The sequence below is a fragment of the Bacillus sp. MYb78 genome, from assembly GCF_002975115.1.
Classification (GTDB): Bacteria; Bacillota; Bacilli; order Bacillales; family Bacillaceae_G; genus Bacillus_A; species Bacillus_A cereus.
Genome location: NZ_PCOB01000022.1, coordinates 46368 through 72902, shown reverse-complemented (window position 1 = coordinate 72902; position 26535 = coordinate 46368). Strand labels below are relative to the sequence as shown.

Sequence of the window (26535 nt, the reverse complement as noted above, 5' to 3'; positions counted from 1 at the left end):
TGGATGAACTTGTAATGATTAGAAATTGGATAGATGAATTTTTCTCTCATAAGTGAGGGTTTATTTAGCTATTTGTAAATCATGCAAGGACTGCATAGTTGGCTTGTACATCCCTTTTGTAAGGACAGAGGTCTAGGTGGGGAAATTTATATCTCTTATATAAAGTATGCGTCCTTTAAACTTGGAGGAGTATATGATGAACCAATTAAAAAATAAAGTAGCAGTTGTTACAGGCGTAAGTCGTCTAGACGGTATAGGAGCAGCGATTTGTAAAGAATTAGCTGCGGCAGGATACGATATATTTTTTACGTATTGGACGGATTATGATAAAGAGATGCCTTGGGGCGTTGATAAAAATGAACAAATACAATTAAAAGAAGAGCTATTACAAAAAGGTGTTAGAGTATTGAGCATGGAGTTAGATTTAACTCGGAATGATGCACCGAAAGAGCTTTTAAATAAAGTTACTGAACAATTAGGGTACCCTCATATATTAATTAATAATGCAGCATATTCTACGAATAATGATTTCTCTACGTTGACTGCTGAAGAATTAGATAAGCATTATATGGTGAATATTCGTGCGACTACATTGCTCAGTAGTCAATTTGCCCGAGGATTTGATAAGAAATCTGGTGGTAGAATTGTTAATATTACTTCGGGGCAATTTCAAGGTCCTATGGCAGGAGAACTAGCTTATGCGACAACGAAGGGAGCTATTGATGCTCTTACTAGTACGTTGTCAGCAGAGGTAGCTCATTTAGGAATAACAGTGAATGCAATTAATCCAGGACCAACCGATACAGGATGGATGAATGAAGAGATAAAACAAGGGTTAAAGCTGATGTTTCCTTTTGGCAGAATTGGTGAGCCAAAGGATGCAGCTAGACTCATTAAATTTTTAGTAAGTGAAGAAGCTGAGTGGATTACGGGGCAAGTTATTCATTCAGAAGGTGGATTTAAAAGATAAAAAGAAGGCATCTCACTCCAGTGAGATGCCTTCTTTTTTAATCTTTCTTCAGTCTTCTTGCAACACTATTCCCTAAAGACTGTAATCCTTGAACGAGGATAATTAGAATAAAGACGGTTGCATACATTACTTCAGGTTCATAGCGTAAATGTCCGAAGCGATATGCTAAGTCCCCTAGCCCGCCAGCACCTACAAGACCAGCCATTGCTGTTGCGCCGATTAAGCCAATCGTTGCAATTGTTAATCCCAGTACAAGGGAGGGACGAGCTTCTTTCACCATAACGTGCCAAATGATTTTTATAGTAGAAACACCCATCGCTTGGTAGGCTTCAATGACACCGCGATCTACTTCTAGTAAAGCTGTCTCCATTAAACGTGCGATATAAGGAGCTGTGAAGACGACAAGAGGTACGATAACACCTTGTACGCCAATGGATGTTCCCATTAGAAACTTTGTAAAAGGTAAGATGAAGAATAATAGAATGATAAATGGAAGAGAGCGAATGATATTAATAATTGTATTAAGAATAGGATAGATGATTTTATTTTCACGCTGCCCACCAGGTCTCGTTAAAACAAGTGTGACGCCAAGTGGCAGTGCAATAAGGATTGAGATGAGTAATGAAATAGATGTCATTTGAAAGGTTTGAATTGTGGCTTCCCATATGACTTTACCCCATTCATCCAAAAAGGACTTGTTTCCCATAATCTGTTCTACCTCCTTCTACAATGATTCCTTGCTCTTGTAAAAATGATAAAGCACGGTGGATTTCATTTTGTTCTCCTTGCATATGAACGACTAGTTTCCCATATGCTTCATGTTTTAACTGCGTAATATTACCGGATAAAATATTCGGATACACTTGGAAACGTTTTGTGGCAACAGCTAAGGCAGGTTCACCTGAAGTAGTACCAATAAATGAAAGTGTTACAATTTCTCCAGTATTCTGTAGTTCTTTCTGTACCTCTTCTGGAATTTTAGCTGCAAAGGCGCTATTTACAAATTTCTTCGTTGTTACATGTTGTGGGTTTGTGAAAATATCTTTCACAGTCCCGCTTTCGACTACAGATCCATGTTCCATAACGGCAACGCGATCGCATATACGTTGGATAACGTTCATTTCGTGTGTAATGAGTAAAATCGTAATTCCAATTTCTTTGTTAATCTTTAATAACAAATCAAGAATAGAATCAGTTGTTTCTGGATCTAAAGCGCTCGTTGCTTCGTCACTTAATAACACTTCAGGCTCATGTGATAGTGCACGTGCAATTGCAACGCGCTGTTTTTGACCGCCAGAAAGTTCACTTGGATAAGCATCTTTTCGATTGAAAAGATCGACAATGCGTAAATATTTTTCTACCCTTTTTTTAATTTCCACTTTTGGAATACCAGCAAGGCGTAAAGGTAATGCAATGTTTTCATAGATGGTAACAGTTTTAAGTAAATTGAATCCTTGAAAGATCATTCCGATTTTTTGTCTCGCTTTTGCTAGTTCTTTTGTCGATAACGTTGTTAAGTCTTGTTCGTTTACAATGATATTTCCTGTCGTTGGTTTTTCTAATAAATTTACACATCGAATCAATGTACTTTTACCAGCGCCACTATACCCAATGATTCCAAATACCTCGCCTTTTTCTACTTTAAGGGAAGTAGACTTAAGAGCCTCAACATACCCTTTTTTTGTTGTAAATACTTTGGATATGTTTTTTAATTCAATCATTATCGTCAGCTCCTACCAAGATGGTAAAACTGAACCATCAAATTTTTTCTCGATAAACTCTTTTACTTCTTTAGATTGATAAGCTTTCTTTAATTTATTTACAACGGCATCATCTTTATTTTCAGTACGAACAACAACCCAGTTCACATATGGTGAATCTTTTCCTTCGCGGAAAATAGAATCTTTCGCCGGACTTAATTTTGCACCTAATGCAAAGTTTGTGTTAATTGCAGCTGCTTTCACTTCACTTAGTTGCGTTGGTAATTGAGATGCCTCTAATTCGACAATCTTTAATTTTTTTGGATTTTCAATTACATCTTTTGCAGTCGCTTTTTCTGTAGCCTTTGGATCAACTTTTAAAACCCCTGCTTTTTCAAATAATTTTAAAGCTCGAAGTTCATTCGTTGGGTCATTTGGTACAGCAATTGCATCGCCGTCTTTTAAGTCTTTTACATCTTTTATATCTTTAGAATATACGCCCATAGGGAATGTTACTGTTGAAAATACTTCAGCTAATTTCATATTGCGTTCAGCTTTAAATACATCTAAATACGATTTCGTTTGGTAGCTATTTACATCAAGGCTTTTTTCATCTAAAGATACGTTTGGCGCTACATAATCATTAAATACTTTTATGTCAATTTCCAGACCATCTTTTGCTGCAACCTCTTTTACCTTTTCAAAAATTTGTTCATGTGGTCCACCTGTTACACCGACAGTAATCTTTTTCTCGTCTAATGCTTTTACCTCTTTATCTGAACTCGCGCTACATGCGCCTAATAATAATACTGCTCCGCTTACAATGCTTAATAATACCTTTTTCATCTATAAATCCCCCTTCATATACGTTCCAAAATAAAAAGCACCTCCCAAAAATAAGAGAGGTGCCGAATAGACGAAATAGATTCCTCTCTTATCTTCCAAAACGAAAACTCGTTTTGCAGGAATTAGCACCTTAGCTTATACGTCATAAGCTCGGTTGCCGGGCATCATCGGGCCAGTCCCTCCGCCACTCTTGATAAGAGTATGTGTATGTAGTTTTGAATATGGTACTAATAGTAAATCGTACAAAAAGAATTGTCAATGATATTTTCAGAATATATTTTATTTTAAGGTAATCGAAATATTTCCTTTCTTATGGCCCATTTCTACATACGTATGGGCTTCTACAACTTCTTCTAATCGGTAAGTTCTATCAATGACAGGTTTTAGCTTTTCTGTTTCAGCTAGTTGTTTTAGTAGGTTCATATCTTCTTTACTGACCTTTGCCATCATTCCGTTCACAGATACATATTTTCCATTAGGCATTAATGCATCTGTACAAAGAGACTTATTATATTTTCCAACTGCGTCAAATATAATATCGTAGTGATCGCCCCGCTTAGTAAAATCTTCTTTCATATAATCAATTACGTTGTCTGCACCTAAAGCTGTTACTAAATCGAAATTCGAACTACTACAAATGGCTGTGACAGTCGCCCCGAAGTATTTAGCAAGTTGTACGGCAGCTGTCCCTACTGACCCAGAGGCGCCGTATATAAGTACTTGTTGCCCTTTTTTTATCTGTCCTTTTCTAAGGAAGTGCAATGCTGAAGTTCCGCCAAAAGGAATAACGGCAGCTTCTTCATAGGTCACATTGGTAGGTTTTAATGCTATTAATCCACTTTCATGCACGCATGTGTATTCGGCATAACCACCAAGATTTAGTTCTGTTAATGCAAAAACTGGATCACCTTTTTTAAATTGTGTTACATCTGATCCAATGTCTTCGATTTCACCGGACAACTCTACGCCAAGTATAGGTTTTCTCGGTTTTCTGAAACCTAATATGATCCGCATAGGAATCCAAAATAAGAGGGGGCTATTAAAGCCACGTATTCTACAATCTCCAGTCGATACACTTGTTGCGTGAATTTTAACTAATACTTCATTTTTTTTAGGTTTAGGCTTTTCTACATTTTGAAGCTGGAGAACATTAGGTGGTCCATACTTTGTGCAAATAATCGCTTTCATAATGACCTCCTGAAATGAGTTGTTATTATTTACATCATATTTAAACTTTTTCTCAAACATGTTGTTATATAGGAAATAAATTTAAAGATAAATATTACGAATTATATAGATTTAATAGGAAAAGAGATGATATTATTTTGGGGAAGGAGGGGACGTTATGAAAAAACTTATTTTAATTTCAAGTTTAGTACTTGCAGTCGGTCTAGGAGTAGGGTGTAGTAATGAGAAAACAAAAAAGACTGATGAACCGAAAAAAGAAGCTGTGCAGAAAGAAAAGGAATTAACAGCGAAGGATGTTTTCAATAAAGCGAATGAAGCTTTTAAAAACGAAGAAAATGTAACGATGACATATGATGTGGGAATAAAGGCTGAAGGAACAGAGATGAATGTAATAAAGGCCAAAATGCAACTAGAGCCGAAGAAAAAAAATTCTCGTTCTGAAATGAATGTTTCTGGTACAGAGGTTGTTGTTTATGATGTGGGTGGCAAAATTGCTGGTCAGTTGAAAAATCCTAATACGGGTGAAGTTATGTCTGTACCAGAGGAACAATTAAATGCTAACGGAATGAACGCGACTCAAGGAATGGTAGATAATTTAGAGATTCCATCGGAAATTTTAAATAAAGTGAAGATGGAGAAAAGTGGAGATAATTATAAGCTGAAGTTTGCATTAAAAGGGCAAGAGACAGAGAGTATGCTAGCTAGTATGGATGAAAAGCAGAAAAAAATGCTACAAGGCCAAAATGCAAAGATAGAAGAAATAGATGGGGAATATATTATTACAAAAGATTTTAAATATGAATCAGCAAAGATAGATATGGTTATGAGTAGCAATGGTGAGGATAAAGCGCACATTATTACGGATGCGAAGTTTACATCGTATGATAAATTTGATCCAATACAATTGCCAGCAGCAAAGTAATCACTGTCAAGAGAGGTACCTGAAAGAACGGGTATCTCTTTTTGTTGCTAATAAGGAGAGTGTCCTTTGAAAAAAAGAAAGATAGTAGTGGTCATTGTCGCATATACGGTTTTGCTTGCAACGTCTGTACATACGTATAAAAAACAAATTGATCATCCTATTATGAGTGATGTAGGTAAATTGCTTCCGACAAAAATAAAACGTGTTGAAAGTGCTACGGAAGAGCACTCGTTAATAAAATTAGTGCGAGATGCAAAAGTTTCAGGAGAGAAAATTTCCATTGCAGGCATGCAACATAGCCAAGGAGGACAGACATATTATCCGAATGGCACGATGCTTGATATGAAAGGATATAATAAAATATTAGAATTCGATCCAGAGAAGAAGCGTATTACAGTTCAAAGTGGTGTCACGTGGAATGATATTCAGAAGAAAATAAATCCATATGGCCTTGCGGTACAGGTCATGCAGTCTCAAAATATTTTTACTGTTGGTGGTTCATTAAGTGTAAATGTACATGGGCGTGATATTCGTCATGAGGCACTAATTGATACAGTAGAGTCATTCAGATTGTTAATGGCAGATGGCACGGTACGTAATGTAAGTAGAGAAGAAAATGCAGAGTTATTTCCATATGTCATTGGTGGTTACGGTTTATTTGGAGTTATTTTAGATGTGACGCTGAAGTTAACAGAAGATGAATTATATGAAATGCACACGAGAATGATAGATTATAAAGAATACGCATCTTATTTCAAAGAGAAAGTGAAAAGAGATGAGAATGTTCGTATGCACTTAGCGCGTATTTCTGTTGCTCCAAATTCATTTTTAAAAGAGATGTATGTGACGGATTATACTTTGGCACAAAATCAAAATATGAGAGAAGAGTACAGTGAATTAAAGGAAGAAAATATTATAGCTGCACCTAAATTTTTACTTGGGTTATCACGTTATAGTGATTGGGGAAAGAATACATTTTGGGATATACAAAGAGGTTATTTTGAACGTACAGATGGAAAGTATGAGACGCGTAATAATGTTATGAGATCAGATAGTGCTTTTATGGAATATGAAAATCCAAATAGGACCGAAGTGTTACAAGAATACTTTGTGCCTATAGATGCTTTCACGAAGTATATAGATGATTTACGTAACGCATTAAATGAAGAAGAGTTTAATTTACTCAACATTACGATTCGTTACGTGGAAAAGAATGAAAATGCAGTTTTGTCCTATGCGAAAGATGATATGTTTGCGCTGGTTCTTTTGATTAACCAGGGACGCTCAGAGAGTGAGATAAAGAAAACAGAGGATGTCATTCGGAAGATGATTGATGTTACTTTAAAGCATAACGGTAGTTACTATTTGCCGTACTATTCTTATCCAACGAAAGAGCAGTTAAAAAGGGCATATCCTCATATTGAAGAATTTCTCAAGAAAAAGAAGGAAGTAGATTCAGAAGAGAGATTTGTTAATTTATTTTATAGGGAGTATACGAAATGACATATAGAAGATTTGTGGCTTCGCAAAGTATTATCATGATGGCAGGAAGTATGGTATTTCCTTTTTATATATTATTACTTCGAAACGTTGGAAATAGCTTCTCGCAATTTGGCTGGGCGTATGGCTTATTTGCTTTAACATCAGCACTTGTATATCCACTAGTGGGAAAGGTATCTGATCAAGTAGGTGATAAAAAATTATTAATCATATACGCTTGGTCCATGGCAATCTTAATGCTTTGCTTTCCGATTGCCACGGAAGTATGGCATGTGTATATTCTTCAAATTGTAATGGGAGTTTTAGGTGCTGTGCAGCGTAATACTGAGAAGACTTCATTAGCACGAAAGGTTGCGCAGGAAAAGGCTGGTTATGAGATTGGAAAATACCATGTGTGGACATCCATTGGCGGAGCAGTAGCGGTTATTGCCACGGGATATTTAGTAGATTTCTTTACGATTGGTACAATTTTTTATATTGCATCTATTCTATATGTAGTGAGCGGGATTGTATTAAGTAGTAAAAAAATATAACTATTCCTATTTTCACCTTAATACCCTTTATTTGTTATACTAAAAGGGAATACAAAAGAAAAGGGGACAGTGCCTTTGATGAAATTTGTAGTTTTAGCTATTCTTACTTTGTTTTTGATTCCATGGACAAGAAGTAGTAGTAAGCTTCGAGCAGTGGATAAGAAGGGAGATAAGAAGGTTGTAAAGGGTAAGAAATCATCTATTTTAGTTATTCCTGTTTTATTTTGGATAGGTATTGCAATCTATGAATACTTTTGGCTAATTGATGATCGAGTAGACTCGATTCTTACTCATTATTCTGTTGCAGTAGCAATTTTAATTGGGCTTGTTTTATTTTCACAAGATCAAATAGGGAAATTAGAAGGTACATTAAAAGGACTTCTAATGTTTATTTTACTCGCAAGTTACGGCTACTTTGGATATTTGCACGATATAGTAATCTCGCAAAAGAAATATGATTCTGTTGTTAAGATAGAGAAAGATATTTCAGAGCCATTTACTGAAAATGACCAGCCGTTTACAGTGCCGCCAAAGACAGCGGAGAATAAGATGAAAAAAGTATTTGGTGATATTCCGAAAGTAGCTTATTTTGAGCTAGGAGAATTAACGCCACAAATGGTAAACGGCGAAGCTTTATATGTAGCGCCGATTGAAGTTTCAGGATTTTTTAAAGCGCGTAAAGCTGAGATAATTCCAGGGTATGTAACGATGTCAGGTACGAATCCTGATGCGGAAGCGAAACTGCACCTCGGTTATAAAATGAAATATGTGCCAAGCATGTTTTTTGGTAATAATTTAGAGCGTGTGGTAAGGCAAGCAGAACCAAATTTAATCTTTAAAGGAAAACCTAAATTTGAGGTTGATGATAAAGGAAAACCATATTATACAATGACGTATGGTGAATTTATTTCAGGAAGATCTGGATTTGAGGTAGAAGGTGTTGTCGTAGTAGATGCACAAACAGGAGAAGTGAAAAGATATGATAAAGGAAAGGCACCTAAATTTGTTGATGGTGTATTAAATCATGAGACTGCATCTACGTTAAATACGTACTTTGGCAAATATATTCACGGATTTTGGAATACGAAATTCTCACAAACAGATATGAAAATTCCGACTGAGTGGGGAACGAAAGAAGGCGTGACCCCGATCTTTGGTAAAGATGGAACACTGTATTATTTTACAGACTTTACTTCTCCAAAAGAAGGAGTAGATTCAGCCCTAGGCTATTCATTAGTAGATGCACGCACAGGCAAGCTATATTACTATAATGGAAAAGAAGTGAAGGGGATTATGGATGGTTCAGCAGCTACAGAAGTAGTGGATAATTCCTTTAAGAGAGAGAAATGGCATGGGACAATGCCTGTCATTTATAACGTATACGGAAAACCAGCTTGGATTATTCCGGTTGTTGATGACGGAGGCCTAGTACGTGCACATACAGTTGTATATGCTGCTAATGCAAAAATATTTGCGACAGGTTCGACGCAGAAAGAAGCGCTTGAGAATTATAAAAACGTAATGAGCGGTAATGGTGATACCTTTAGACCAACCTCAACAGGAAAAGAAGCGCAAAAAGAAGGTATTGTACAACGTGTATATAAAGAGAAATCAGGTGAAAATACAATCGTGTACGTACTTTTAGAGAATGAACAAAAGGTATTTATGATACCAGTGAAGAAATTCCCGTATGCTATGTTTACAGAAGTAGGAGACCCAATTCAAATTACATATTTAGATACAGGAGAGACGATGGCCTCGGTATCTAAATTTGCGAATAGCAATGTGAAAAAGTAAAGCGATAGAATTTCTATCGCTTTTTTTACATTATGAAAGAGGAAAATGCGCTGTACTTGACGTATGTTTATGATGTAACTATAATTGTTACGATTCAGTTTGTATAGGAAAGGGTGAATTGAAAAAGTGAATGAAGTTAATCACGAAATATATAAACCTGTAAAGGCAAACAGGTTATGGATGATTCTTGTATTAGGAACACTTACGGCGATTGGGCCATTATCTATTGATATGTATTTGCCTTCATTACCGAAGTTAACGGATGACTTGCAAACAGGTGCATCCCTCGCGCAGCTTACATTAACAGCTTGTTTGCTTGGGCTGTCAGTAGGACAATTATTTGTTGGCTCAATTAGTGATATTTACGGAAGACGCAAACCTCTTATTATTGCTCTTATTATTTATGTTGCTTCTTCTTTACTTTGTGCTGTTGCGCCATCTATTTGGACATTAGTGTTATTGCGCTTCCTACAAGGAGCTTCAGGATCAGCCGGGATTGTTATATCACGTGCGATGGTACGTGATATGTATTCAGGTTCTGAAATGACGAAGTTTTTCTCACTGCTTATGTTAGTAAACGGAGCAGCACCTATTTTGGCACCGATTATTGGGGGGCAATTATTACAGTTTACAACGTGGCGCGGTGTTTTCATCGTTCTTGGAGCAATTAGCGTATTCATGTTAATCTCAGCTATTTTTGTATTACGTGAAACATTACCTCCTGAAGAAAGAGAAACAGGTGGTTTGTCAGGGACTTTGGCGACGTACGGAAAATTGTTAAAGGACCGTCTGTTTATGGGATATGCATTGTCACAAGGATTAGTAACAGCGGCAATGTTTGCATACATTTCGGGCTCACCATTTGTGTTGCAGAACATATACGGAGCATCACCACAGCAATTTAGTTTATTCTTTGCGATTAACGGCATCGGTATTATTATTGCTAGTCAGGTAACGGGTCGTTTAGCGGGGAAAGTGAATGAGAAGACATTATTTGTTGCTGGTATTATTATCGCAGCTGTTGGTGGCCTATCTTTACTACTGACAATCGTACTAGGAATAGGTTTAATCGGTGTTTTATGTTCGTTATTCCTTGTTGTATCAAGTGTCGGGGTTGTATCAACAACTGGGTTCTCATTAGCGATGAGAAATCAGAAGCAAGCTGCAGGAACAGCGTCAGCTTTATTAGGCTTATTACAGTTCATTTCAGGAGCGCTTGTCGCTCCGCTAGTAGGTATTGGTGGGAGTAATACAGCGTTACCGATGGGTGTTGTTATTGCGCTTTGTGAAGTAGGAGCAGTATTATGTTATCTATTTATGGCCAGAAGAAGTGAGAAGCAGTTTGAACTGCAACAAAGACAAAATTTAGAGGCTTAACAAAAAAGAACTGATTCAAAGGGAATGTTTGAATCAGTTCTTTTTTTCATTTCTTTGAAATACCTCATACATATTATTCATGATCGTATCATATAAAACAGCAAGTTTATCCCACACCCAGCGATTACTATCGACTTCTTTTTCCCCACAGTCGATAATATCGGTATGGTCAGTAATTTTATACGCTTTTTTAACGATAATAGGAGCAATCTTCGGTATACGTGGGATTTCCTTTAAGGTATCTGCAAAGTTTCCAATGTAGACATGACCGATGATTTCGATTGTTAATGATTTATCCGATATATTTAGCACGGTATGAAATTGATTTGTATGTTGTTGTTTTAAATATTGAGCTAACTTAAATGGAGCATGCTTCTTCTTTAATACGCGGCGAAGGCTCTCTGTATTTTCGATATGAAGTGATTTTTCGCGAATAAGGACACGAATATCTTCTCCCATAAAAGGCATTGTGTTGTACATAGATGATTCTCCTTAAAACCTTACATATGTTTGTGTTATGCATATGTAAGTCTAGCATGGTTTGTTCTTTATGTGTGCTTACAGTTTTGTAAGGTGATGTAGTAAAGCATTGCAAAAGTTATTTGTATAAAGTGACGATACTGTGACAAACATGTTGGTATATATATTACGATGTCGTCTTAAGTGTAAAAAGTAGGGTGTTCTCGGTATAATAACAAGTGGAGATAAAAGAAACTATAATGAGTAATAGCTGTAGATAAAAGGAGAAGAAGAGATGAAGAAGGTTTTGGGTATTGCTGTAATGGGAAGTATGATCCTTCTAGCAGGATGTAATGGAAATAAAGATACGAAAGAACCGAAAGAAAAGGTAGAGCAATCTACTGAACAAACAGAAGAGATGAAAGAATACCTTGCAGTACATGAAAAATACGATATAAAAATGAATAAAGAAATTAATAAAGCACTGCAGTTATTTGAAGTGGCAAAAGAAAAGGGCGGTAAGGAAATAACGAATGCTACATATAAAGAAGACGTGCAAAAGGTAACAACGAGCATGTTAGAAGATATTGATCATATACGTAAAGAAATTCGTGTTCCGAAGTCGAAAGAGCAAGAACATGAGGTATATGTTGGTTTCTTGAATGAATCAGAACAAGCGATGAAAAAATTACAGAAGTTAGCTAAAGAAGAAGATTCATCGTTGATTCGTGATATAGAAATTAACTTTGCAACAGCATCGACATACTATAAACGTTTTCAAGCAGAAACGAAAAAATAACCTTGCCTGTGCAAGGTTATTTTTTCTTCTTGCCATCTCCGTCTTCATCCTCAGATACTAATATTTTCTGTTCTTCGTGAAATTCGGAAATAGTTTGCCCGGTAATATTATCGAAAGGAGTATAAAAAGAAGTAATACGTTTCTTTTTAATAAAGAGTTTATAGGAGCCGATCATGACAAGTATAACGATTGTTAAGGGTAATCCTATAGTAGCAAGAAGTAAGGGGTCCATCTTATAACTCCTTTAACATCATTTCTTTTTATTATAAGCCGAAAACTGTAATTTCGATAAATGAATTAAAAACTGATTTTTCTAAATTTATCCAATTTGATTGACTTTTCAATTTTTCAGAATTATAATTCGAAATATACAATTTGAACCAAATAATAATATAGCAATTTACTTATCCAGAGAGGTAGAGGGACTGGCCCTATGACACCTCAGCAGCGGGTTCTGTAATAGGAACACCGTGCTAATTCCAGCAAGCAAGTCTTGAAAGATAAGTGATGGGCCTTTGTTTGTTAAGCCTTGATCTTATTTTTTAAGATCAAGGCTTTTTGTATTCTAAAAAGAGAAAAGTGAGTAATGGAAAAAGTACATTCATAAAACAAAGTAAATTCATGTGTTTAGGGGGTTATTGAAGTGTATGTAATTAAAAAATTATCGGTTATGGTGTTCACACTATGGGTTATTACGACAGTGACATTTCTAATTATGCATATTATTCCGGGAGATCCATTTTCATCAGATGCAAAAATCTTTCCTGAAGAAGTGATCCAAAACATGAGAGCGAAGTATCACCTTGATGAACCGTTATGGAATCAATATGTTGCTTATTTAGACGGTGTAGTTCATTTTGATTTTGGTGAATCTGTTCAATCAACCGGGCAAGGTGTATCAGAAATTATAACAACTGGCTTTGGTCCATCAGCAATTATTGGTCTACAAGCACTTGTTATTTCATTGTTAGTAGGAATTGCGGCAGGGACATTTGCTGCTCTATATCATGGGAGAGTAATTGACTATAGTGTGAGTTTGCTCGCAATTTTAGGTATTTCTATTCCAAGTTTTATTTTAGCACCACTATTTATACAAGTATTCGCTATCCAATTTGAGTTTTTACCAGTAGCCTCTTGGGGAACATTCGAACATACGGTATTGCCATCCTTTGCATTAGCGTTAGGGCCAATCGCAGTTATTACAAGGTTTGTTCGTTCTAATATGATCGAAGTACTGCAGAGTGATTATATTAAGCTAGCAAGAGCAAAAGGTATACCAATTAAGAAGATTATTATAAGACACGCTCTTCGAAATGCGATTGTTCCAGTACTTACATTTGTTGGACCGTTAATGGCTGGACTCTTAACAGGGACTTTCGTTATTGAAAAAATCTTTTCAATTCCTGGCCTAGGAAAATATTTTGTAGATAGTATTTTTAACCGAGACTATCCGGTGATTATGGGAACAACGATTTTCTATAGTGCATTATTAATTGCTTGTATTTTCATTACAGATATTATTCATCGCATTGTTGATCCGCGTATTCGTTCTATTACATAAGGAGGGGGGATATTTAAATGGGGGCTTATGAGATTAATGAACAGTTATTAACGAAAGAAGAGAAAAAAGAATTAACGATAAATAAAGATCAGCAAACAATTAGCAGAAAGAAAGAAGTGTTTCGTAAGTTTATATCGAATCCAATCGCAGTTTTAGGAACAGTGACGTTATTACTCATTATTGTTTTCTCGCTTATTGGCGAAAGTTTAACTTCATTTACTGCGAGTGAACAAGTAAAAGAGGCAACAAATTTACCGCCGAGTAGTGAACATTGGTTTGGAACAGATGATCTAGGGAGAGATATTTGGGCACGTACTTGGGCTGGTGGGAAGATTTCACTAACAGTTGGATTAGTAGCAGCTGCCCTCGATATAGGTCTTGGTGTACTAATTGGTGGATTTAGTGGATATGTGAGAGGACGTAATCGCCTTGGAACGTTAATTGATGAGTGGATTATAAGAGGAATTGAAGTATTATACGGTATCCCATATTTATTAATTGTTATTTTACTATTAATTGTTATGAAACCAGGTCTTTTCACCATTATTATCGCTCTTGCATTAACGGGATGGATTGGAATGGCTCGTCTCATTCGAGCACAAGTATTGTCTTTAAAACAACGAGAGTTTGTTATTGCAGCAGAGCGATTAGGTACATCACATATGAAAATTATATATGGGCATTTAATTCCGAATTTAACAGGGATTATTATCGTGAATTTATCATTTACAATTCCAGCAGCTATTTTTTCAGAATCATTTTTAAGCTTTATAGGACTTGGAGTACAATCACCAGCGGCAAGTTGGGGGACGATGACGAATGATGCACTCGGGACATTATTGAGCGGAGAATGGTGGCAGCTATTTTTCCCGGCAATCATGATTGCACTCATTATGTTCGCATTTAATGCAATTGGTGATGGTTTGCAAGATGCGATTGATCCAAAAATCGTCAAACGGAATCGAAAGGAGAAAAAACATGGCACAAATCTTATCTTTAGAAAACGTAACGTTAGCCGTTGAAAAAGAGAATAGTAAGCAAGCGATTGTGAAACATGTTTCCTTTTCTATTAACGAAGGTGAAATAGTTGCACTTGTAGGAGAAAGTGGTTCGGGAAAAAGTGTCACAGCACAATCCATTATCGGCTTGAATCAAGAATCAATTCATATCGATGATGGGAATATAGCTTTCCAAGCAAAGGAATTAACGAATTTACAAGAGTCAGAATGGAATCAAATTCGCGGAAAAGATATTTCCTTTATATTTCAAGATCCGCTTTCATCTTTAAACCCAACGATGAAGGTAGGCAAACAAATTACAGAAGTAGTTTTGCAACATGGGAAAAAATCGAAAAGAGAAGCGAAGGAAATTGCGATTAACTTGTTAACAGGTTTAGGGATACATGAAGCAGAGAAACGCTTTGAACAGTACCCACATCAATTAAGCGGAGGTATGAGGCAGCGTATTTGTTTAGCAATTGCGTTTGCTTGTCACCCAAAGCTTGTAATTGCAGACGAGCCGACAACAGCGTTAGATGTAACGATTCAGAAACAAATTATGGGGCTATTAAAAGAAAGAAAAGAAAAACAAAATACGAGTATTTTATTAATTACACATGATTTGGCACTTGTACGTGAAGTAGCTGATCGAGTAGTTGTTATGTATGGGGGACGTGTCGTTGAAAAAGGAACGATACAGGAGGTAATAGGTTCTCCTAAACATCCATATACGAAAAGTTTATTACAAGCAATTCCGAATATGGATGATTCCGAAAAGGTATTACGTGCTATAGAAGGAACGACACCTTCCATTGAAACATTAAATAGCTTTGGTTGTCCTTTTGTAAATCGTTGTCCAGTAGCGATAAAAGAATGTATTCATCGTTTCCCAGAGAGAACAACATATTCTAAGGAGCATAGTTCACATTGTTGGCAACATGTTCTAGAGCATAATAAAGCGAAATCAAAAGAGAAGGTGAATGCCTCATGACGACAGATTTAATTACTATAAAGCAAGTAACGAAAACGTATGGAAGTAAAAGTAAAGAAATCACAGCGTTAAAAGACATATCACTTTCTATTCCGAAAGGAACAACACTTGGCATTATTGGTGAAAGTGGTTCAGGAAAAACAACACTTGGAAAGCTCATAGCAGGGATTGAGAGTCCAACGTCTGGTGAAATTGATTATAACGGTCAAGTCGTTCACAAGCTAAAATCAGCTCATAGGCGAGATTTTTTACAGAAAGTACAGTTCATTTTTCAAGATTCCACAGCAGCATTAAATCCGCGCTGGAAAGTACGCGATAGCGTAACGGAAGGTTATATTTCATTCGGTTTAGGTGATAAAGGATTAAAGGATAAAGTAGCAGGTGATGCGCTAGAACGTGTGGGATTAGATAGACGATATATCGATCGCTATCCGCACGAATTTAGCGGAGGACAACGTCAACGAATTGCTATTGCAAGAGCGTTATTGTGTGAGCCAGAAGTATTGATTCTTGATGAACCAATTTCAGCATTAGATGTTTCATTGCAAATTCAAATTGTACATCTGCTGCAAAAAATTCAAAAGGAACAAGGCTATACATATTTATTTATCGCACATGATTTGCCGATGGTTCACTATTTATGTGAAAAAGTGGCTGTCTTATATAAAGGAGAACTTGTTGAATTTGGAAATACGGACGAAGTGTTCCGTAATCCACAACATTCTTATACAAAAACATTGTTAGCATCAACACCAAAAATTTCGGGTTAAAGGAGAATGTAGGATGAAGAAGTTTTTACTGTTTATCATTATGACTGTTTTAGCGATTACTTCGGTCGCTTGCGGTAAGAAAGAGACGCAAAAGGCGAGTGCTGGTAAGGGAGAAGGCGATCGATTAGTAACGAATATTAGTAGTGATCCATACACACTTGATTCTGCTATTGCAACAGATAGCACGTCAGGTTATATAATTGGGCAGTTGTTTTCAAGTTTATATACGCAAGATAGTGATGGGAAATATCAAAATGAATTAGCAGAGAAAGAAGAAGTAAATGCTGATGGAACTGAATATACAATCCATTTGAAGAAAGATATTAAATGGTCAGATGGTTCTCCGATTACGGCAAATGATTTTGAATTTGCATGGAAGCGATTATTAAATCCGAAAACGGGTTCTATGAATGCGACAGAAATGTATTTCATTAAAGGGGCAGAGGCATATAATACTGGAAAAGGTGAAGAGGGACAAGTTGGTATTCAAGTCGTTGATCCTCAAACATTAAAGGTAACTCTTGAACATCCAGTTGCTTCTATTAAACAGAAATTAGCAAGCTCATTATTTATTCCATTAGCTAAAAAGTCGATTGATGATAATAATAAATTAAAAACAGATCCAAAAGAGTTAATTACGAATGGACCATTCAAGTTAAAAGAGTGGAAGCATAACCAGGCTATTACAGTACAAAAAAATAAAGAATACTACGATAAAAAGGTAACATTAAAAGAAATTGAGTTTCGTATTATTCCAGACTCTAAAACAGCGTATCAATTATTTAAATCAAAAGAATTAGATTTACTAAGTGGTTTACCACAAGAGATGATTGAAAAAGAAAAAGGAAATAAAGAATATAAGCGTGTTGCAGGATTCTCATCTTATATTTATTCGTTTAACGTAGAAAAAGAGCCGTTTACAAATGCGAAGGTACGTAAAGCATTTTCATTAGCGGTTGATCGTAAATTTATCGTTGAAAAACTGTATAAAAATAATGCGCAAGAAGCATATGCATTCGTTCCAGAAGGAGCAAAAACACAAAGTGGTCGTGATTTCCGTAAAGAAAAAGGTGATTACGTTAAATTTGATCCAGCAGAAGCGAAAAAATTATTAGAAGAAGGTATGAAAGAACAAGGGTGGTCTACATTACCTGAAGTAACATTAAAATTCACTACAGATACACAACATAAAAAAGTAGCAGAAGCAATGCAAGAAATGTTTAAGAAAAATCTTGGCGTAGATATTAAATTAGAAAATAAAGAGTGGAAGAGTTACATCGACACATACAAGCAAAGTGATTTCCAATTAGCTTATATGGGATGGGGCGGCTCTTTATTAGATCCAATTACTAAACTAGATTTATATGCAGGTGATGGTCCGAATAACTATGCAAAATGGCATAATAAAGAATTTGACGCCTTAGTAAAAGAAGCAGAAGTTGAGCAAAACGAAGATAAGCGTTTTGACTTATTGCATAAAGCGGAAGATATTATGTTTACAGATTCACCATTAATCCCAATTATTTTCCCAAGTGCCTCATATTTACAAAAATCATCAGTATCCGGTGTCCAATTCATTATTGGTTCTAGTCCAGAATTAAGATACGCAAAAATTAAAAAATAAAGAAGTAGGCAACCGCCTACTTCTTTATTTTATTTCTCTTTTATATTCTTTTTTCGTTCCATCAGAGAAGACAACTTCTAAATCGAATTTTTGATAGTCTTTATCAAGTTTGAACACGTTCACTACTTGATCGATTACTTCTTGGTCAGGAGTATCTTTATCAAATTTTAATTCTTGTAGAAGTGGGCTTAATTTTGTGATAGCCTCGTCTCCTGTTAATTTTACATCTGCTTTATGATCTTCAATTTTTGCTTCCATTTTCTTATCAGCTGCTACATTTTTATAGTCTGCTTCGTAGTCTTTCTTTGTATCTTGGTAGTCTGCCTTTAAATCGAATTCATTGAAGTTTAGTTTTAAATCTGCAGGAGCCTCATTTTTTGCTTCTTCAGTCGTCTTTTTATTAGAAGTTGTGTCTTCTTTTGCAGGAGCTTTACATCCTGTTAATGCAGGTACTAGCATAAGAGCTAATAAAACTGATAGTAGAATTCTCATTATAAATTCCTCCTTATGTAAATTCGTTCTATACAAGTTTTTCCCAAAAACATGTAATTATGTATGTGTTGAAAATAAATTATTATCCTGCAGTCACAAGGGCTAATCCGCAATTTAAATCAAAAACGATTTGTATGTATATGGTAAATTGAAGTTGTGAGGAGGTACTGAAATGCTTTCTAAAACATATCAAACAATCGGTAGATTATTTCCTGTAACATATGCAGCGAATGGCTATTATACAATAATATTTGGAGGAGTTAGTTTAGAGAGAAATATTATTTCATTATTAGTTATTGTATTGGTTACACAATCAGTAGCAGTGAAGACTTTAGCTATAAAAGGAATGGTAAAGGGAAGAAGAAGCTCTGTAGTTAAAGTTGCAAAATAACAAAAGTAAAAAGGTATCCTTCGTAGGATACCTTTTTACTTTTGTTATTTTGCAACTTCTGTCCACTTGTAGTTAAATTCACCGCCGAAGTCAGTCGTTACAAGTCCTTTAATGAAAGAGCGTTGTAAGTAAGAACGACCTTGTTGGTATAAAGGAGCGACAGCGCCGTCTTGTAATAGAATTTTTTCAGCTTGCTTCATTGCTTCAAAGCGTGCTTTTTCATCGCCAGCTAAATCTGTTTTCACTTTATGAATTAGCTCATCGTACTCTTTGTTAGAGTATTTATCGAAGTTATAAGCACTATCTGTTGTAAATAAATCTAAGAATGTAATTGGATCAGCGAAGTCAGGGCCCCAGCCGTCAATACCAATTTCATAGTCACCACTTAATAGTAGTTTCAACTGTTGTTTACGTGGTTGTGGTTTTAAATTCACTGTTAATCCATCTAGGTTTTTTTCTAATTCACCTTTTAAATATTCACCAGTCTTTTTAGCTAAAGCATTGTCACTTGTTAATAGTTCGATTGTTACTTTGTCAGTACCAAGTTCTTGTTTTGCTTTTTTCCAGTTTTCTTTCGCTGTTTTCACATCATCCTTGACTAGATTTCCATTTTCTTTACGGAAGTCATTGCCTTCTGGACTCTTTGCAAATTTCGCAGGAACCATTCCTTCAGCTGGAATAGCACCGTTATTTAAAATTGTTTCTACGTAAGCCTTTTTATTCATTGCGCCGTTAATAGCAAGGCGTGCATGTTGATTTTTTAATGTTTCATTTTTCTGATTTAGTCGTAAGAATTGAATGCCGACTTCAGCGCGTTCCTTGAAGTTTGGATCGCTCTTATATTTATCAACAAACTCTGCAGTTAAAGCAACGCGATCAATTTGTCCTGAATCATATAAGTTCACTTCTGTAGACTTATCTTTAACGACATTGAAGTTGATTTCTTCTAATTTTACCGTTTTAGCATCCCAATAGTTAGGGTTTTTCTTCAATTGGAAACTTTGTTCGTGTTTCCAGTTATCTAATGTGAAAGCACCGTTGTAAATTAAATGATTTGTTTCTAAACCGTATTTATCGCCTTGAGATTTTAAGTACTCTTCATTAATTGGTAAGAATGTTGAGAATGTCGTTAAGCTTAAGAAGTAGGGAACAGGACGGTCTAGTTGTACTTCTAACGTTTTGTCATCAACAGCTTTGACCCCTAGTTGATCAATTGGTAATTGTTTTTGGTTTATTTGTTTCGCATTCTGTACATCGAAGAATAAGAATGCGTATTCAGCTGCTGTATCAGGATTTACGGCACGCTGCCAAGCAAAGACGAAGTCCTTTGCTGTAACAGGAGTACCGTTTGACCATTTTGAATCACGCAGATGAAATGTATATTTTGTTTTATCGGGACTAATGTCAACCGACTCAGCAACACCAGGAATTGGTTTATTATCTTCTCCCATTGCATATAAACCTTCAAATACATTGCGCATTACATTCATGGATTCCCCATCCGTTGCTTTTGCAACATCCATTGTTGGAATTTCTGAAGCGAATGATAAGTTAATTGCTTGTTTATCAGGTGCTTTATCGTTTGCTTTCGCTCCGCCTGCATTATCTTTATTTCCCCCGCAAGCAGTTAGTAATAGACTTGCCCCTAAAACAGATGCAACAACAGGTACAACTTTTTTCTTCATTGTTCGTTCCTCCCTAAATGTGTTGTTCGTAACGTCATAATGTCCATGTCTTGAAGTAGCTATAGAAGGAGATAGAACCTATTATAAATATTTGTTTATAGGTAATCAGGTGTTCTATATGTATATACATGTTGAGCTATAATCTATCGTTATATGTTTCAACTTAGTAGACATTATATTTTGATGGTGAAATATTTTGTTTCTTTGATTATTTAGAATATTAACACTGGAAAGAACTATATGTCAATAATAAAAATAGAATGTTAATTTCTTGGAATAATATATTAAAAAAGTAGATTCTCTTGTGTGAGAGAACCTACTTTTAATATATTTTGCTAAAAAAACAATTGGTGTGGGCTAATAATAAGTGGGGATGAAGAACCCCCACTTATTACGGTTTTACTTTATTTTTCAATTTTTGCCCATTTGAAGTTTAATTGACCCGCAAAGTCTACTTGCACAATTCCTTTCACATAAGAACGTTCTAAATAAGATTCGCCTTTTTGGTAAAGAGGAGCGATAACAGAGTCTTTAAATAATATTTTCTCGGATTCTAGTAATGCTTCCCAGCGAGCTTTTTCATCACCAGCTAAAGTTGTTTTCACTTTTGCTATTGTTTCATCGAATTCCTTATTAGAGTAATGATCTAAGTTATAAGGGTTATTCGTTGTAAATAGCTCAAGGAATGTAATTGGATCCGCAAAGTCAGGGCTCCAGCCGTCAATTCCGATTTCGTAGTCACCTTTTAATAAAAGCGAAACTTGTTGCTTACGCGGTTGCGGTTTTATATTTACTGTTAATCCATCTAGATTCTTTTCTAGTTGCCCTTTTAAGAATTCACCAGTTTTCTTATCAAGGTCAGCATCACTCGTTAATAATTCTAATGTTATCTTTTCAGAACCAAGCTCTTGTTTAGCTTTTTTCCATAATTCTTGTGCAGATTTTGTATCAACTTTTGTTAAATCGCCGTTTGCAGTACGGAAGTCTTTTCCTTCAGGTCCTTTTGCAAAGTTTTTTGGAACGAGACCAAATGTTGGTGTAGAGCCATCATTTAATAACGTATTTACAAAGGATTTTCTATCAATTGTTTGATCGATTGCTTGGCGTGCAGAAACGTTTTGAAGTACTTTGTTTTGTTGATTCATGCGTAAAAATTGTACGCCTACATTTGGACGTTCTTTAAAGTTAGCATCTTTTTTATATTTATCAACGAAGTCAGATGTTAGTTTTATACGATCTAATTGTTTTGACTCGAATAAATTTACTTCTGTTGATTTTTCTTTTACGACGTTAAAATTGATTTCTTCTAGTTTGACAGTATCTTTATCCCAATAGGTAGGGTTCTTCTTAAATTTAAAGCTTTGTTCGTGCTTCCAATCGCTTAGTGTAAAAGCTCCATTGTACAAGATTGTATTATCTTCTAAAGCGTACTTATCACCTTGTGCTTTAAAGAATTCCTCGTTAATTGGTAGAAATGTTGGGAACGCTGTTAAGCTAATAAAATACGGAACAGGACGCTCCAATTCTACCTCAAACGTATGGTCATCAACTGCTTTTACACCAAGTTGGTCGGCTGGAAGTTCTTTGTTGTTAATTTTTGTTGCATTTTTAATATCAAAGAATAGAAATGCATATTCAGAGGCTGTTGCTGGATCTACGGCTCTCTGCCAAGCGAACACAAAATCTTTCGCTGTAACAGGAGTGCCATTTGACCATTTTGAATCTCGCAAATGGAATGTGTATTTTGTTTTATCGCCACTTACTTCATGAGATTTTGCAACGCCAGGGAAAGGTTTGTTACCTTCACCAAGATTATACAAACCTTCAAATACGTTTCTCATTACTTGACCAGAATCAGTATCTGTAGCACGGGCCGTATCCATTGTTCGTATTTCAGTAGGTGAAGATAAATTTAAAACCTGTTTGCTAGGTGCCTCGTCTTTTGCATTTGCTCCGCTTGCTTCGTTTTTATAACTACCGCAACCAGTTAATAAAATACTTACTCCTACAACTGATGCAATACCGGGTACAAACTTCTTTTTCATTTGATTTTCCTCCTAAATAATTAAGTTTGGATGATGATGAGGGAAATGAAAAATAAAAAATCCCTCTTTTCATATTGAGAAAGAGGGATTTTTACGTACAAGTTATGCACCCGTATATAAACGAAGTCCCTCATTCTATCTTTCAAGCATAAAGCTTGCAGGAAGTGGCACAGTATTCAAAATGAACCTGCTGCCGAGGTTTCAAAGGGCCAGTCCCTCCACCTCTCTTGATACAATGAGTAAACGAATAAATTTTATTAATTTTTTTGTTTCTTTGATAATTCAAAATCTTACACCTTGAATAATGAAGTGTCAACCAAATGAAATATAGTTTAAATTTTCAGTTTTCTTAAACGAAAAAACCACTGCATATGGCAGTGGTTTTTCTACTAGAAGTTAAAGTTATCTGGATCTGGACCAACGCGACGATCTTCATTTAAAGCTTGAATTGCTTTCATATCATCAGCACTTAATTCAAAGTCGAAGATGTTTGCATTTTCAATAATGCGATGTTCTTTAATTGATTTAGGGATTGTTACAACTTCGTTTTGTAAATCCCAGCGTAAAATAATTTGCGCAGTTGATTTATTATATTTTGTCGCAATTTCTTGTAACGTTGGATTATCTAGTAGTTGTCCTTGCATTAATGGTGACCAAGCTTCAAGCTGGATATTATGTTCTTTACAGAATGCATGTAGCTCTTCTTGTGCTAAACGTGGGTGATATTCTACTTGGTTGACCATTGGCTTAATTTCAGCAATTTCAAATACGTCTTGTAAGTGGTGAATGTGGAAATTACTCACACCGATAGCGCGAACACGGCCATCTTTATAAAGTTTTTCTAATGCTTTCCATGATTCAGTATATTTCCCTTTTACAGGCCAATGTACTAAATATAAATCTAAATATTCTAGACCTAATTTCTCTAATGTAGTTTCAAATGCTTGAAGTGTTGTTTCATATCCTTGATCGCTATTCCATACTTTTGAGGTAATAAATAATTCTTCACGTGAAACACCGGATTCACGAATCGCTTGTCCAACGCCTTCTTCATTTTGATAGATTGCTGCAGTATCGATGCTGCGGTAGCCATTTTTAATTGCTGCTTTTACAGAATCAATTACTTCTGAACCATCTTCTACTTTAAAAACACCTAAACCAAACCAAGGCATTTTTACACCGTTATGTAATGTTGTATAATCTTTTAAACTTGTTAAAATCATATTATTTCCCCCTAGCTTTTTTGTTTGTTGCTTCTACTGCTTTTTGAATTGCCTCTGAAAAATTATATTCGTATAAAGTTTTGAGACCCTCAGCTGTGGAACCACCTGGCGTTGTTACTTGTTCGCGGAGGTTAGCTGGATTTTGCGTTTGCTCGAGCATAGAAGCAGAGCCAGAAATCATTTGAATGACAAGATGTTTTGCGGTTTCTTCATCGACTCCATAACTTTTTGTTGCTTCAATTAAGCTTTCAGCAAAGTAATAAAGGAAGGCTGGTGCACTTCCAGTAACTGCAGTAAGCTGATGAACTTCTTCCTCAGTAAAAAGTTGCGAAGTACCAATACCTCTTAAAAGCAGTTGCAGGGTTTCTTGATGCATCTCGGTTACTGATTGTCCTATTGTATATAAGGAGATAGACTTTCCAATTTCAGCAGCTGTATTAGGCATAATCCAAGCAACAGGTGTGCCTTTTGGGAGTCTAGCTTCTAAATAAGATGGTCCAATGCCAGCTGCTACTGTTACGACAAGTTGATTTGATATTAACGGAGATAGCTCAGCTAATAATTCTTCATGAGCAGAAGGTGGCATTGCTAAAACAACCGTATCGACAGATGTAATATGCTGCTTCCAATCCGTTGTAATAGACACATTATATCGCCTTTGTAATTGTTCTAACTTTTCTACGTTGCTTCGGTTAGAGATGATAATTTCTTCGATGTATTCTTTGCTTGTTTTAAGTAATCCGGAAAATATAGCTTCTGCCATACGACCAGCACCAATAAATAAAATTCGATGTTTGTTAGGCATATCCTTTATTCCTTTCTAGTAGAGATATGTTATAAAAACGATATCATCTTTAAGAGAATTTTGTAAAAAGAAAAGACTTACCGTAGATGGAATGGATAATGAGAAGGCGGAAATTCATGGTAAAGGAAAGGGCTATTCCTTATACTGGTAATAGGGAATTTATTACACATCTAGGGAGAGATAAATATGGTTAGAAGTCCACTTTTTTTACTTGTTTCTAGTATTATTTGTGTATTAGTTGGATTGTATATTCAATCGAGTTATATTGAAATTTTCGCATCAATTATGGGGATCATTAATGTTTGGTTATTAGCGAGAGAAAAAGTATCCAACTTTTTATTTGGCATGATTACTGTTGCGGTATTTCTATACATTTTTATTACACAAGGTTTATATGCAATGGCAGTATTAGCCGCTTTTCAATTTATATTTAATGTATATGGTTGGTATTATTGGATTGCACGAAGTGGGGAGGGAGAGGTAAAAGCAACAGTTCGTTTAGATTTGAAAGGGTGGACTTTTTATATAAGTTTTATTTTAGTTGCTTGGATTGGTTGGGGTTATTATCAAGTCCGTTATTTAGAGTCAACAAGTCCATATTTAGACGCTTTAAATGCCGTATTGGGACTAGTGGCTCAATTTATGTTAAGTCGAAAAATATTAGAAAACTGACATTTATGGATTTTATATAACGTAGTTAGCATTGTAATTTATATTTCTACTGGTTTATACGTCATGCTAATATTAGCTATTATTAATCTCTTTATATGTGTAGCTGGTTTGCTAGAGTGGAAGGGCAATTATAAGGGGCAAGAACATACAAATAATTATATCTAGAAAATAATTAGAATTAAAAACCCCTGAAGTACATATGCTTCAGGGGTTTACTAATAGAATATAAGATTATGCTTTTGTCATACCAAGTAATACAGCGCCGCCAATAATTAAAACACTACCGAGTGCAATAAAGATCAATTGACGTTTTGTTTTCTTTTCACCTAAGAATACAATCGCACCGAATGTTGAGATAACGATTCCAGTTTGAGATAATGGGAAGCTTGTTGCTACTCCAACACGTGGTAATGAAAGAAGTAAGAATAAGTTTCCAGTTCCCCATAGTAAACCAGACAAAGCATTACGGATTGCATATTTGTTAAATGGTTTATGTTTAGACGTCAGTACAACCGCACCAACAAACATACCAACTGCTTGTGGTAAAATAGCAGACCAACCATCGATATTATACCAACGAATAATAATTACATATACAAGATAGCCGAAAGTAGAAACAATTAAAGTAAGAAGTCCTTTTTTCAATTGTCCAGGTGGCTGAGCATTTTCTTTATCATCTAATGATGTGAATACAACACCAACTACGATTAATAGGATTGCAATCGTTCCCAGAATGATCGTTGTAGTAGTAGTCCACTCACGGAAAGCGATAACCCCAAAGATAGAAGTTGCAACAAGTTGCATACCAGTAGAAATCGTTACAGTAGTTGAAACACCTAGTTTTTCAACTGTTTTTAATTGGTTTACTTGTCCTAAAGCCCAGAATAAACCTGAAATAAAACCAACAATTAAGATTGTCATTGTTAAAGCTGGTTGAGTAAATACATACATAATTGTTGCGAAGAATAGAGCACCGATTGTCATACCTACCGTTTGGCTATATGCACCACCGCCCATTTTTACGCTTACTAATAAGATGTTTCCCCATGCAATTGCAGGAAGAAGCGCTAATAAAATGTCCATTACAAGACTCCCTTCGGTTTGCTATACCAATATAGTTACATATCGTTCTAACGATCGGTAATGCCCCACTAATAGAGTAGAAGATTACCGATCGCTAAAACAGG

At 35.6% G+C, this 26535-nt stretch carries 25 protein-coding genes, 1 pseudogene and 3 riboswitches; of the genes and pseudogenes, 14 read left to right on the top strand and 12 right to left on the bottom strand.

What is annotated here, in order from left to right; all coding sequences use genetic code 11:
- Positions 1-193: 193 nt before the first annotated feature.
- Positions 194-970 carry an SDR family oxidoreductase gene (locus CQ064_RS27365; RefSeq protein WP_015055074.1) on the top strand — a complete coding sequence of 259 codons (777 nt, stop codon included), beginning with the start codon at positions 194-196 and terminating at the stop codon, positions 968-970.
- 37 nt (positions 971-1007) lie between these two features.
- Here the strand turns inward: CQ064_RS27365 and CQ064_RS27360 are convergent, their stop codons facing one another.
- From CQ064_RS27360 to CQ064_RS27345, 4 genes are all read right to left on the bottom strand, one after another.
- Positions 1008-1676, bottom strand: a complete 669-nt coding sequence (locus CQ064_RS27360; RefSeq protein WP_000527152.1) for a methionine ABC transporter permease — start codon at positions 1674-1676, stop codon at positions 1008-1010.
- A complete protein-coding gene (locus CQ064_RS27355; RefSeq protein ID WP_000571320.1) occupies positions 1651-2691 on the bottom strand; it encodes a methionine ABC transporter ATP-binding protein in 1041 nt (346 codons plus the stop codon). Before CQ064_RS27355 ends, CQ064_RS27360 begins: the two co-directional genes overlap by 26 nt.
- A 12-nt stretch (positions 2692-2703) precedes the next feature.
- Entirely contained in the window at positions 2704-3516 is an 813-nt protein-coding gene (locus tag CQ064_RS27350; protein WP_000756981.1) for a MetQ/NlpA family ABC transporter substrate-binding protein, read from the bottom strand.
- An 85-nt stretch (positions 3517-3601) separates the two neighbouring features.
- A riboswitch (SAM riboswitch) is annotated at positions 3602-3716 on the bottom strand.
- 79 nt (positions 3717-3795) lie between these two features.
- On the bottom strand, positions 3796-4704 hold the full coding sequence (locus tag CQ064_RS27345) for an NAD(P)-dependent alcohol dehydrogenase (protein ID WP_000643858.1): 909 nt from the start codon (positions 4702-4704) through the stop codon (positions 3796-3798).
- 157 nt (positions 4705-4861) lie between these two features.
- On the opposite strand from CQ064_RS27345, the gene CQ064_RS27340 reads away from it, so the two are divergent.
- The 5 genes from CQ064_RS27340 (at position 4862) to CQ064_RS27320 (ending at position 10833) form a co-directional block, all read left to right on the top strand.
- The gene (locus tag CQ064_RS27340) at positions 4862-5626 is read left to right on the top strand and encodes a DUF6612 family protein (RefSeq protein ID WP_000733614.1); all 765 of its coding nucleotides are present in this window, start codon (positions 4862-4864) and stop codon (positions 5624-5626) included.
- A gap of 66 nt (positions 5627-5692) precedes the next feature.
- Positions 5693-7129, top strand: coding sequence for an FAD-binding oxidoreductase (locus tag CQ064_RS27335; RefSeq protein WP_000746314.1), 1437 nt, complete (start codon positions 5693-5695; stop codon positions 7127-7129).
- A complete protein-coding gene (locus tag CQ064_RS27330) occupies positions 7126-7659 on the top strand; it encodes an MFS transporter (protein ID WP_000222367.1) in 534 nt (177 codons plus the stop codon). The genes CQ064_RS27335 and CQ064_RS27330 overlap by 4 nt, the downstream gene beginning before the upstream one ends.
- 78 nt (positions 7660-7737) lie before the next feature.
- Positions 7738-9456: a DUF3981 domain-containing protein gene (locus CQ064_RS27325; RefSeq protein ID WP_000674038.1), complete on the top strand. Its 1719-nt coding sequence runs from the start codon at positions 7738-7740 to the stop codon at positions 9454-9456.
- A gap of 117 nt (positions 9457-9573) precedes the next feature.
- Positions 9574-10833 (top strand): multidrug effflux MFS transporter, encoded by a 1260-nt coding sequence (locus CQ064_RS27320; protein ID WP_223618461.1) that lies wholly within the window; start codon positions 9574-9576, stop codon positions 10831-10833.
- A gap of 33 nt (positions 10834-10866) precedes the next feature.
- Here CQ064_RS27320 and CQ064_RS27315 read toward each other — a convergent pair whose 3' ends face one another.
- Positions 10867-11313 (bottom strand): hypothetical protein, encoded by a 447-nt coding sequence (locus CQ064_RS27315; protein WP_000282869.1) that lies wholly within the window; start codon positions 11311-11313, stop codon positions 10867-10869.
- A gap of 274 nt (positions 11314-11587) precedes the next feature.
- Between CQ064_RS27315 and CQ064_RS27310 the strand changes: the two genes are divergently transcribed.
- On the top strand, positions 11588-12091 hold the full coding sequence (locus CQ064_RS27310; RefSeq protein ID WP_000756523.1) for a hypothetical protein: 504 nt from the start codon (positions 11588-11590) through the stop codon (positions 12089-12091).
- Positions 12092-12107: 16 nt separating this feature from the next.
- On the opposite strand, the gene CQ064_RS27305 is transcribed toward CQ064_RS27310, so the two are convergent.
- Entirely contained in the window at positions 12108-12323 is a 216-nt protein-coding gene (locus CQ064_RS27305; protein ID WP_000371398.1) for a DUF3951 domain-containing protein, read from the bottom strand.
- A 169-nt stretch (positions 12324-12492) separates the two neighbouring features.
- Positions 12493-12598, top strand: a riboswitch (SAM riboswitch).
- Between the two features lie 136 nt (positions 12599-12734).
- On the opposite strand from CQ064_RS27305, the gene CQ064_RS27300 reads away from it, so the two are divergent.
- The 5 genes from CQ064_RS27300 to CQ064_RS27280 are packed head-to-tail and all read left to right on the top strand — an operon-like array spanning position 12735 to position 18035.
- Positions 12735-13652: an ABC transporter permease gene (locus tag CQ064_RS27300; protein WP_000289326.1), complete on the top strand. Its 918-nt coding sequence runs from the start codon at positions 12735-12737 to the stop codon at positions 13650-13652.
- Positions 13653-13669: 17 nt separating this feature from the next.
- Positions 13670-14674 carry an ABC transporter permease gene (locus CQ064_RS27295; protein ID WP_000501532.1) on the top strand — a complete coding sequence of 335 codons (1005 nt, stop codon included), beginning with the start codon at positions 13670-13672 and terminating at the stop codon, positions 14672-14674.
- Complete coding sequence (locus tag CQ064_RS27290; RefSeq protein WP_000057272.1) at positions 14631-15641, top strand: ABC transporter ATP-binding protein; 1011 nt, start codon at positions 14631-14633, stop codon at positions 15639-15641. The genes CQ064_RS27295 and CQ064_RS27290 overlap by 44 nt, the downstream gene beginning before the upstream one ends.
- Complete coding sequence (locus CQ064_RS27285) at positions 15638-16411, top strand: ABC transporter ATP-binding protein (protein WP_000205647.1); 774 nt, start codon at positions 15638-15640, stop codon at positions 16409-16411. Before CQ064_RS27290 ends, CQ064_RS27285 begins: the two co-directional genes overlap by 4 nt.
- Positions 16412-16424: 13 nt before the next feature.
- Positions 16425-18035 (top strand): peptide ABC transporter substrate-binding protein, encoded by a 1611-nt coding sequence (locus CQ064_RS27280; RefSeq protein ID WP_000714086.1) that lies wholly within the window; start codon positions 16425-16427, stop codon positions 18033-18035.
- A 24-nt stretch (positions 18036-18059) separates the two neighbouring features.
- Here CQ064_RS27280 and CQ064_RS27275 read toward each other — a convergent pair whose 3' ends face one another.
- Positions 18060-18527, bottom strand: coding sequence for a YusW family protein (locus CQ064_RS27275; RefSeq protein WP_001221552.1), 468 nt, complete (start codon positions 18525-18527; stop codon positions 18060-18062).
- A 172-nt stretch (positions 18528-18699) separates the two neighbouring features.
- Between CQ064_RS27275 and CQ064_RS27270 the strand changes: the two genes are divergently transcribed.
- A complete protein-coding gene (locus tag CQ064_RS27270; protein ID WP_000949592.1) occupies positions 18700-18918 on the top strand; it encodes a hypothetical protein in 219 nt (72 codons plus the stop codon).
- A 44-nt stretch (positions 18919-18962) separates the two neighbouring features.
- On the opposite strand, the gene CQ064_RS27265 is transcribed toward CQ064_RS27270, so the two are convergent.
- From CQ064_RS27265 to proC, 4 genes are all read right to left on the bottom strand, one after another.
- The gene (locus tag CQ064_RS27265) at positions 18963-20603 is read right to left on the bottom strand and encodes a peptide ABC transporter substrate-binding protein (protein WP_000731059.1); all 1641 of its coding nucleotides are present in this window, start codon (positions 20601-20603) and stop codon (positions 18963-18965) included.
- Positions 20604-21007: 404 nt separating this feature from the next.
- Positions 21008-22648 (bottom strand): peptide ABC transporter substrate-binding protein, encoded by a 1641-nt coding sequence (locus tag CQ064_RS27260; protein ID WP_000726449.1) that lies wholly within the window; start codon positions 22646-22648, stop codon positions 21008-21010.
- A gap of 132 nt (positions 22649-22780) precedes the next feature.
- Positions 22781-22885: riboswitch (SAM riboswitch) on the bottom strand.
- A 152-nt stretch (positions 22886-23037) separates the two neighbouring features.
- A complete protein-coding gene (locus CQ064_RS27255; RefSeq protein WP_000604196.1) occupies positions 23038-23871 on the bottom strand; it encodes an aldo/keto reductase in 834 nt (277 codons plus the stop codon).
- Position 23872: 1 nt separating this feature from the next.
- Entirely contained in the window at positions 23873-24676 is an 804-nt protein-coding gene (proC, locus tag CQ064_RS27250; protein WP_001133009.1) for a pyrroline-5-carboxylate reductase, read from the bottom strand.
- 186 nt (positions 24677-24862) lie between these two features.
- On the opposite strand from proC, the pseudogene pnuC reads away from it, so the two are divergent.
- Positions 24863-25513 (top strand): annotated as a pseudogene (gene pnuC, locus CQ064_RS27240) (nicotinamide riboside transporter PnuC).
- Between the two features lie 66 nt (positions 25514-25579).
- Here pnuC and CQ064_RS27235 read toward each other — a convergent pair.
- Positions 25580-26431: a GRP family sugar transporter gene (locus CQ064_RS27235; RefSeq protein WP_000353544.1), complete on the bottom strand. Its 852-nt coding sequence runs from the start codon at positions 26429-26431 to the stop codon at positions 25580-25582.
- Positions 26432-26535: the final 104 nt, after the last annotated feature.

Bases quoted from the DNA above. Each gene is read 5' to 3' on its own strand.
- CQ064_RS27270 (WP_000949592.1), top strand. From the start codon at position 18,700: ATGCTTTCTAAAACATATCAAACAATCGGTAGATTATTTCCTGTAACA.
- CQ064_RS27305 (WP_000371398.1), bottom strand. From the start codon at position 12,323: ATGGACCCCTTACTTCTTGCTACTATAGGATTACCCTTAACAATCGTT.
- CQ064_RS27310 (WP_000756523.1), top strand. From the start codon at position 11,588: ATGAAGAAGGTTTTGGGTATTGCTGTAATGGGAAGTATGATCCTTCTA.
- CQ064_RS27285 (WP_000205647.1), top strand. From the start codon at position 15,638: ATGACGACAGATTTAATTACTATAAAGCAAGTAACGAAAACGTATGGA.
- CQ064_RS27350 (WP_000756981.1), bottom strand. From the start codon at position 3,516: ATGAAAAAGGTATTATTAAGCATTGTAAGCGGAGCAGTATTATTATTA.
- proC (WP_001133009.1), bottom strand. From the start codon at position 24,676: ATGCCTAACAAACATCGAATTTTATTTATTGGTGCTGGTCGTATGGCA.
- CQ064_RS27280 (WP_000714086.1), top strand. From the start codon at position 16,425: ATGAAGAAGTTTTTACTGTTTATCATTATGACTGTTTTAGCGATTACT.
- CQ064_RS27365 (WP_015055074.1), top strand. From the start codon at position 194: ATGATGAACCAATTAAAAAATAAAGTAGCAGTTGTTACAGGCGTAAGT.
- CQ064_RS27235 (WP_000353544.1), bottom strand. From the start codon at position 26,431: ATGGACATTTTATTAGCGCTTCTTCCTGCAATTGCATGGGGAAACATC.
- CQ064_RS27290 (WP_000057272.1), top strand. From the start codon at position 14,631: ATGGCACAAATCTTATCTTTAGAAAACGTAACGTTAGCCGTTGAAAAA.
- CQ064_RS27355 (WP_000571320.1), bottom strand. From the start codon at position 2,691: ATGATTGAATTAAAAAACATATCCAAAGTATTTACAACAAAAAAAGGG.
- CQ064_RS27315 (WP_000282869.1), bottom strand. From the start codon at position 11,313: ATGTACAACACAATGCCTTTTATGGGAGAAGATATTCGTGTCCTTATT.
- CQ064_RS27265 (WP_000731059.1), bottom strand. From the start codon at position 20,603: ATGAAGAAAAAAGTTGTACCTGTTGTTGCATCTGTTTTAGGGGCAAGT.
- CQ064_RS27255 (WP_000604196.1), bottom strand. From the start codon at position 23,871: ATGATTTTAACAAGTTTAAAAGATTATACAACATTACATAACGGTGTA.
- CQ064_RS27340 (WP_000733614.1), top strand. From the start codon at position 4,862: ATGAAAAAACTTATTTTAATTTCAAGTTTAGTACTTGCAGTCGGTCTA.
- CQ064_RS27345 (WP_000643858.1), bottom strand. From the start codon at position 4,704: ATGAAAGCGATTATTTGCACAAAGTATGGACCACCTAATGTTCTCCAG.
- CQ064_RS27275 (WP_001221552.1), bottom strand. From the start codon at position 18,527: ATGAGAATTCTACTATCAGTTTTATTAGCTCTTATGCTAGTACCTGCA.
- CQ064_RS27330 (WP_000222367.1), top strand. From the start codon at position 7,126: ATGACATATAGAAGATTTGTGGCTTCGCAAAGTATTATCATGATGGCA.
- CQ064_RS27325 (WP_000674038.1), top strand. From the start codon at position 7,738: ATGAAATTTGTAGTTTTAGCTATTCTTACTTTGTTTTTGATTCCATGG.
- CQ064_RS27360 (WP_000527152.1), bottom strand. From the start codon at position 1,676: ATGGGAAACAAGTCCTTTTTGGATGAATGGGGTAAAGTCATATGGGAA.
- CQ064_RS27260 (WP_000726449.1), bottom strand. From the start codon at position 22,648: ATGAAAAAGAAGTTTGTACCCGGTATTGCATCAGTTGTAGGAGTAAGT.
- CQ064_RS27295 (WP_000501532.1), top strand. From the start codon at position 13,670: ATGGGGGCTTATGAGATTAATGAACAGTTATTAACGAAAGAAGAGAAA.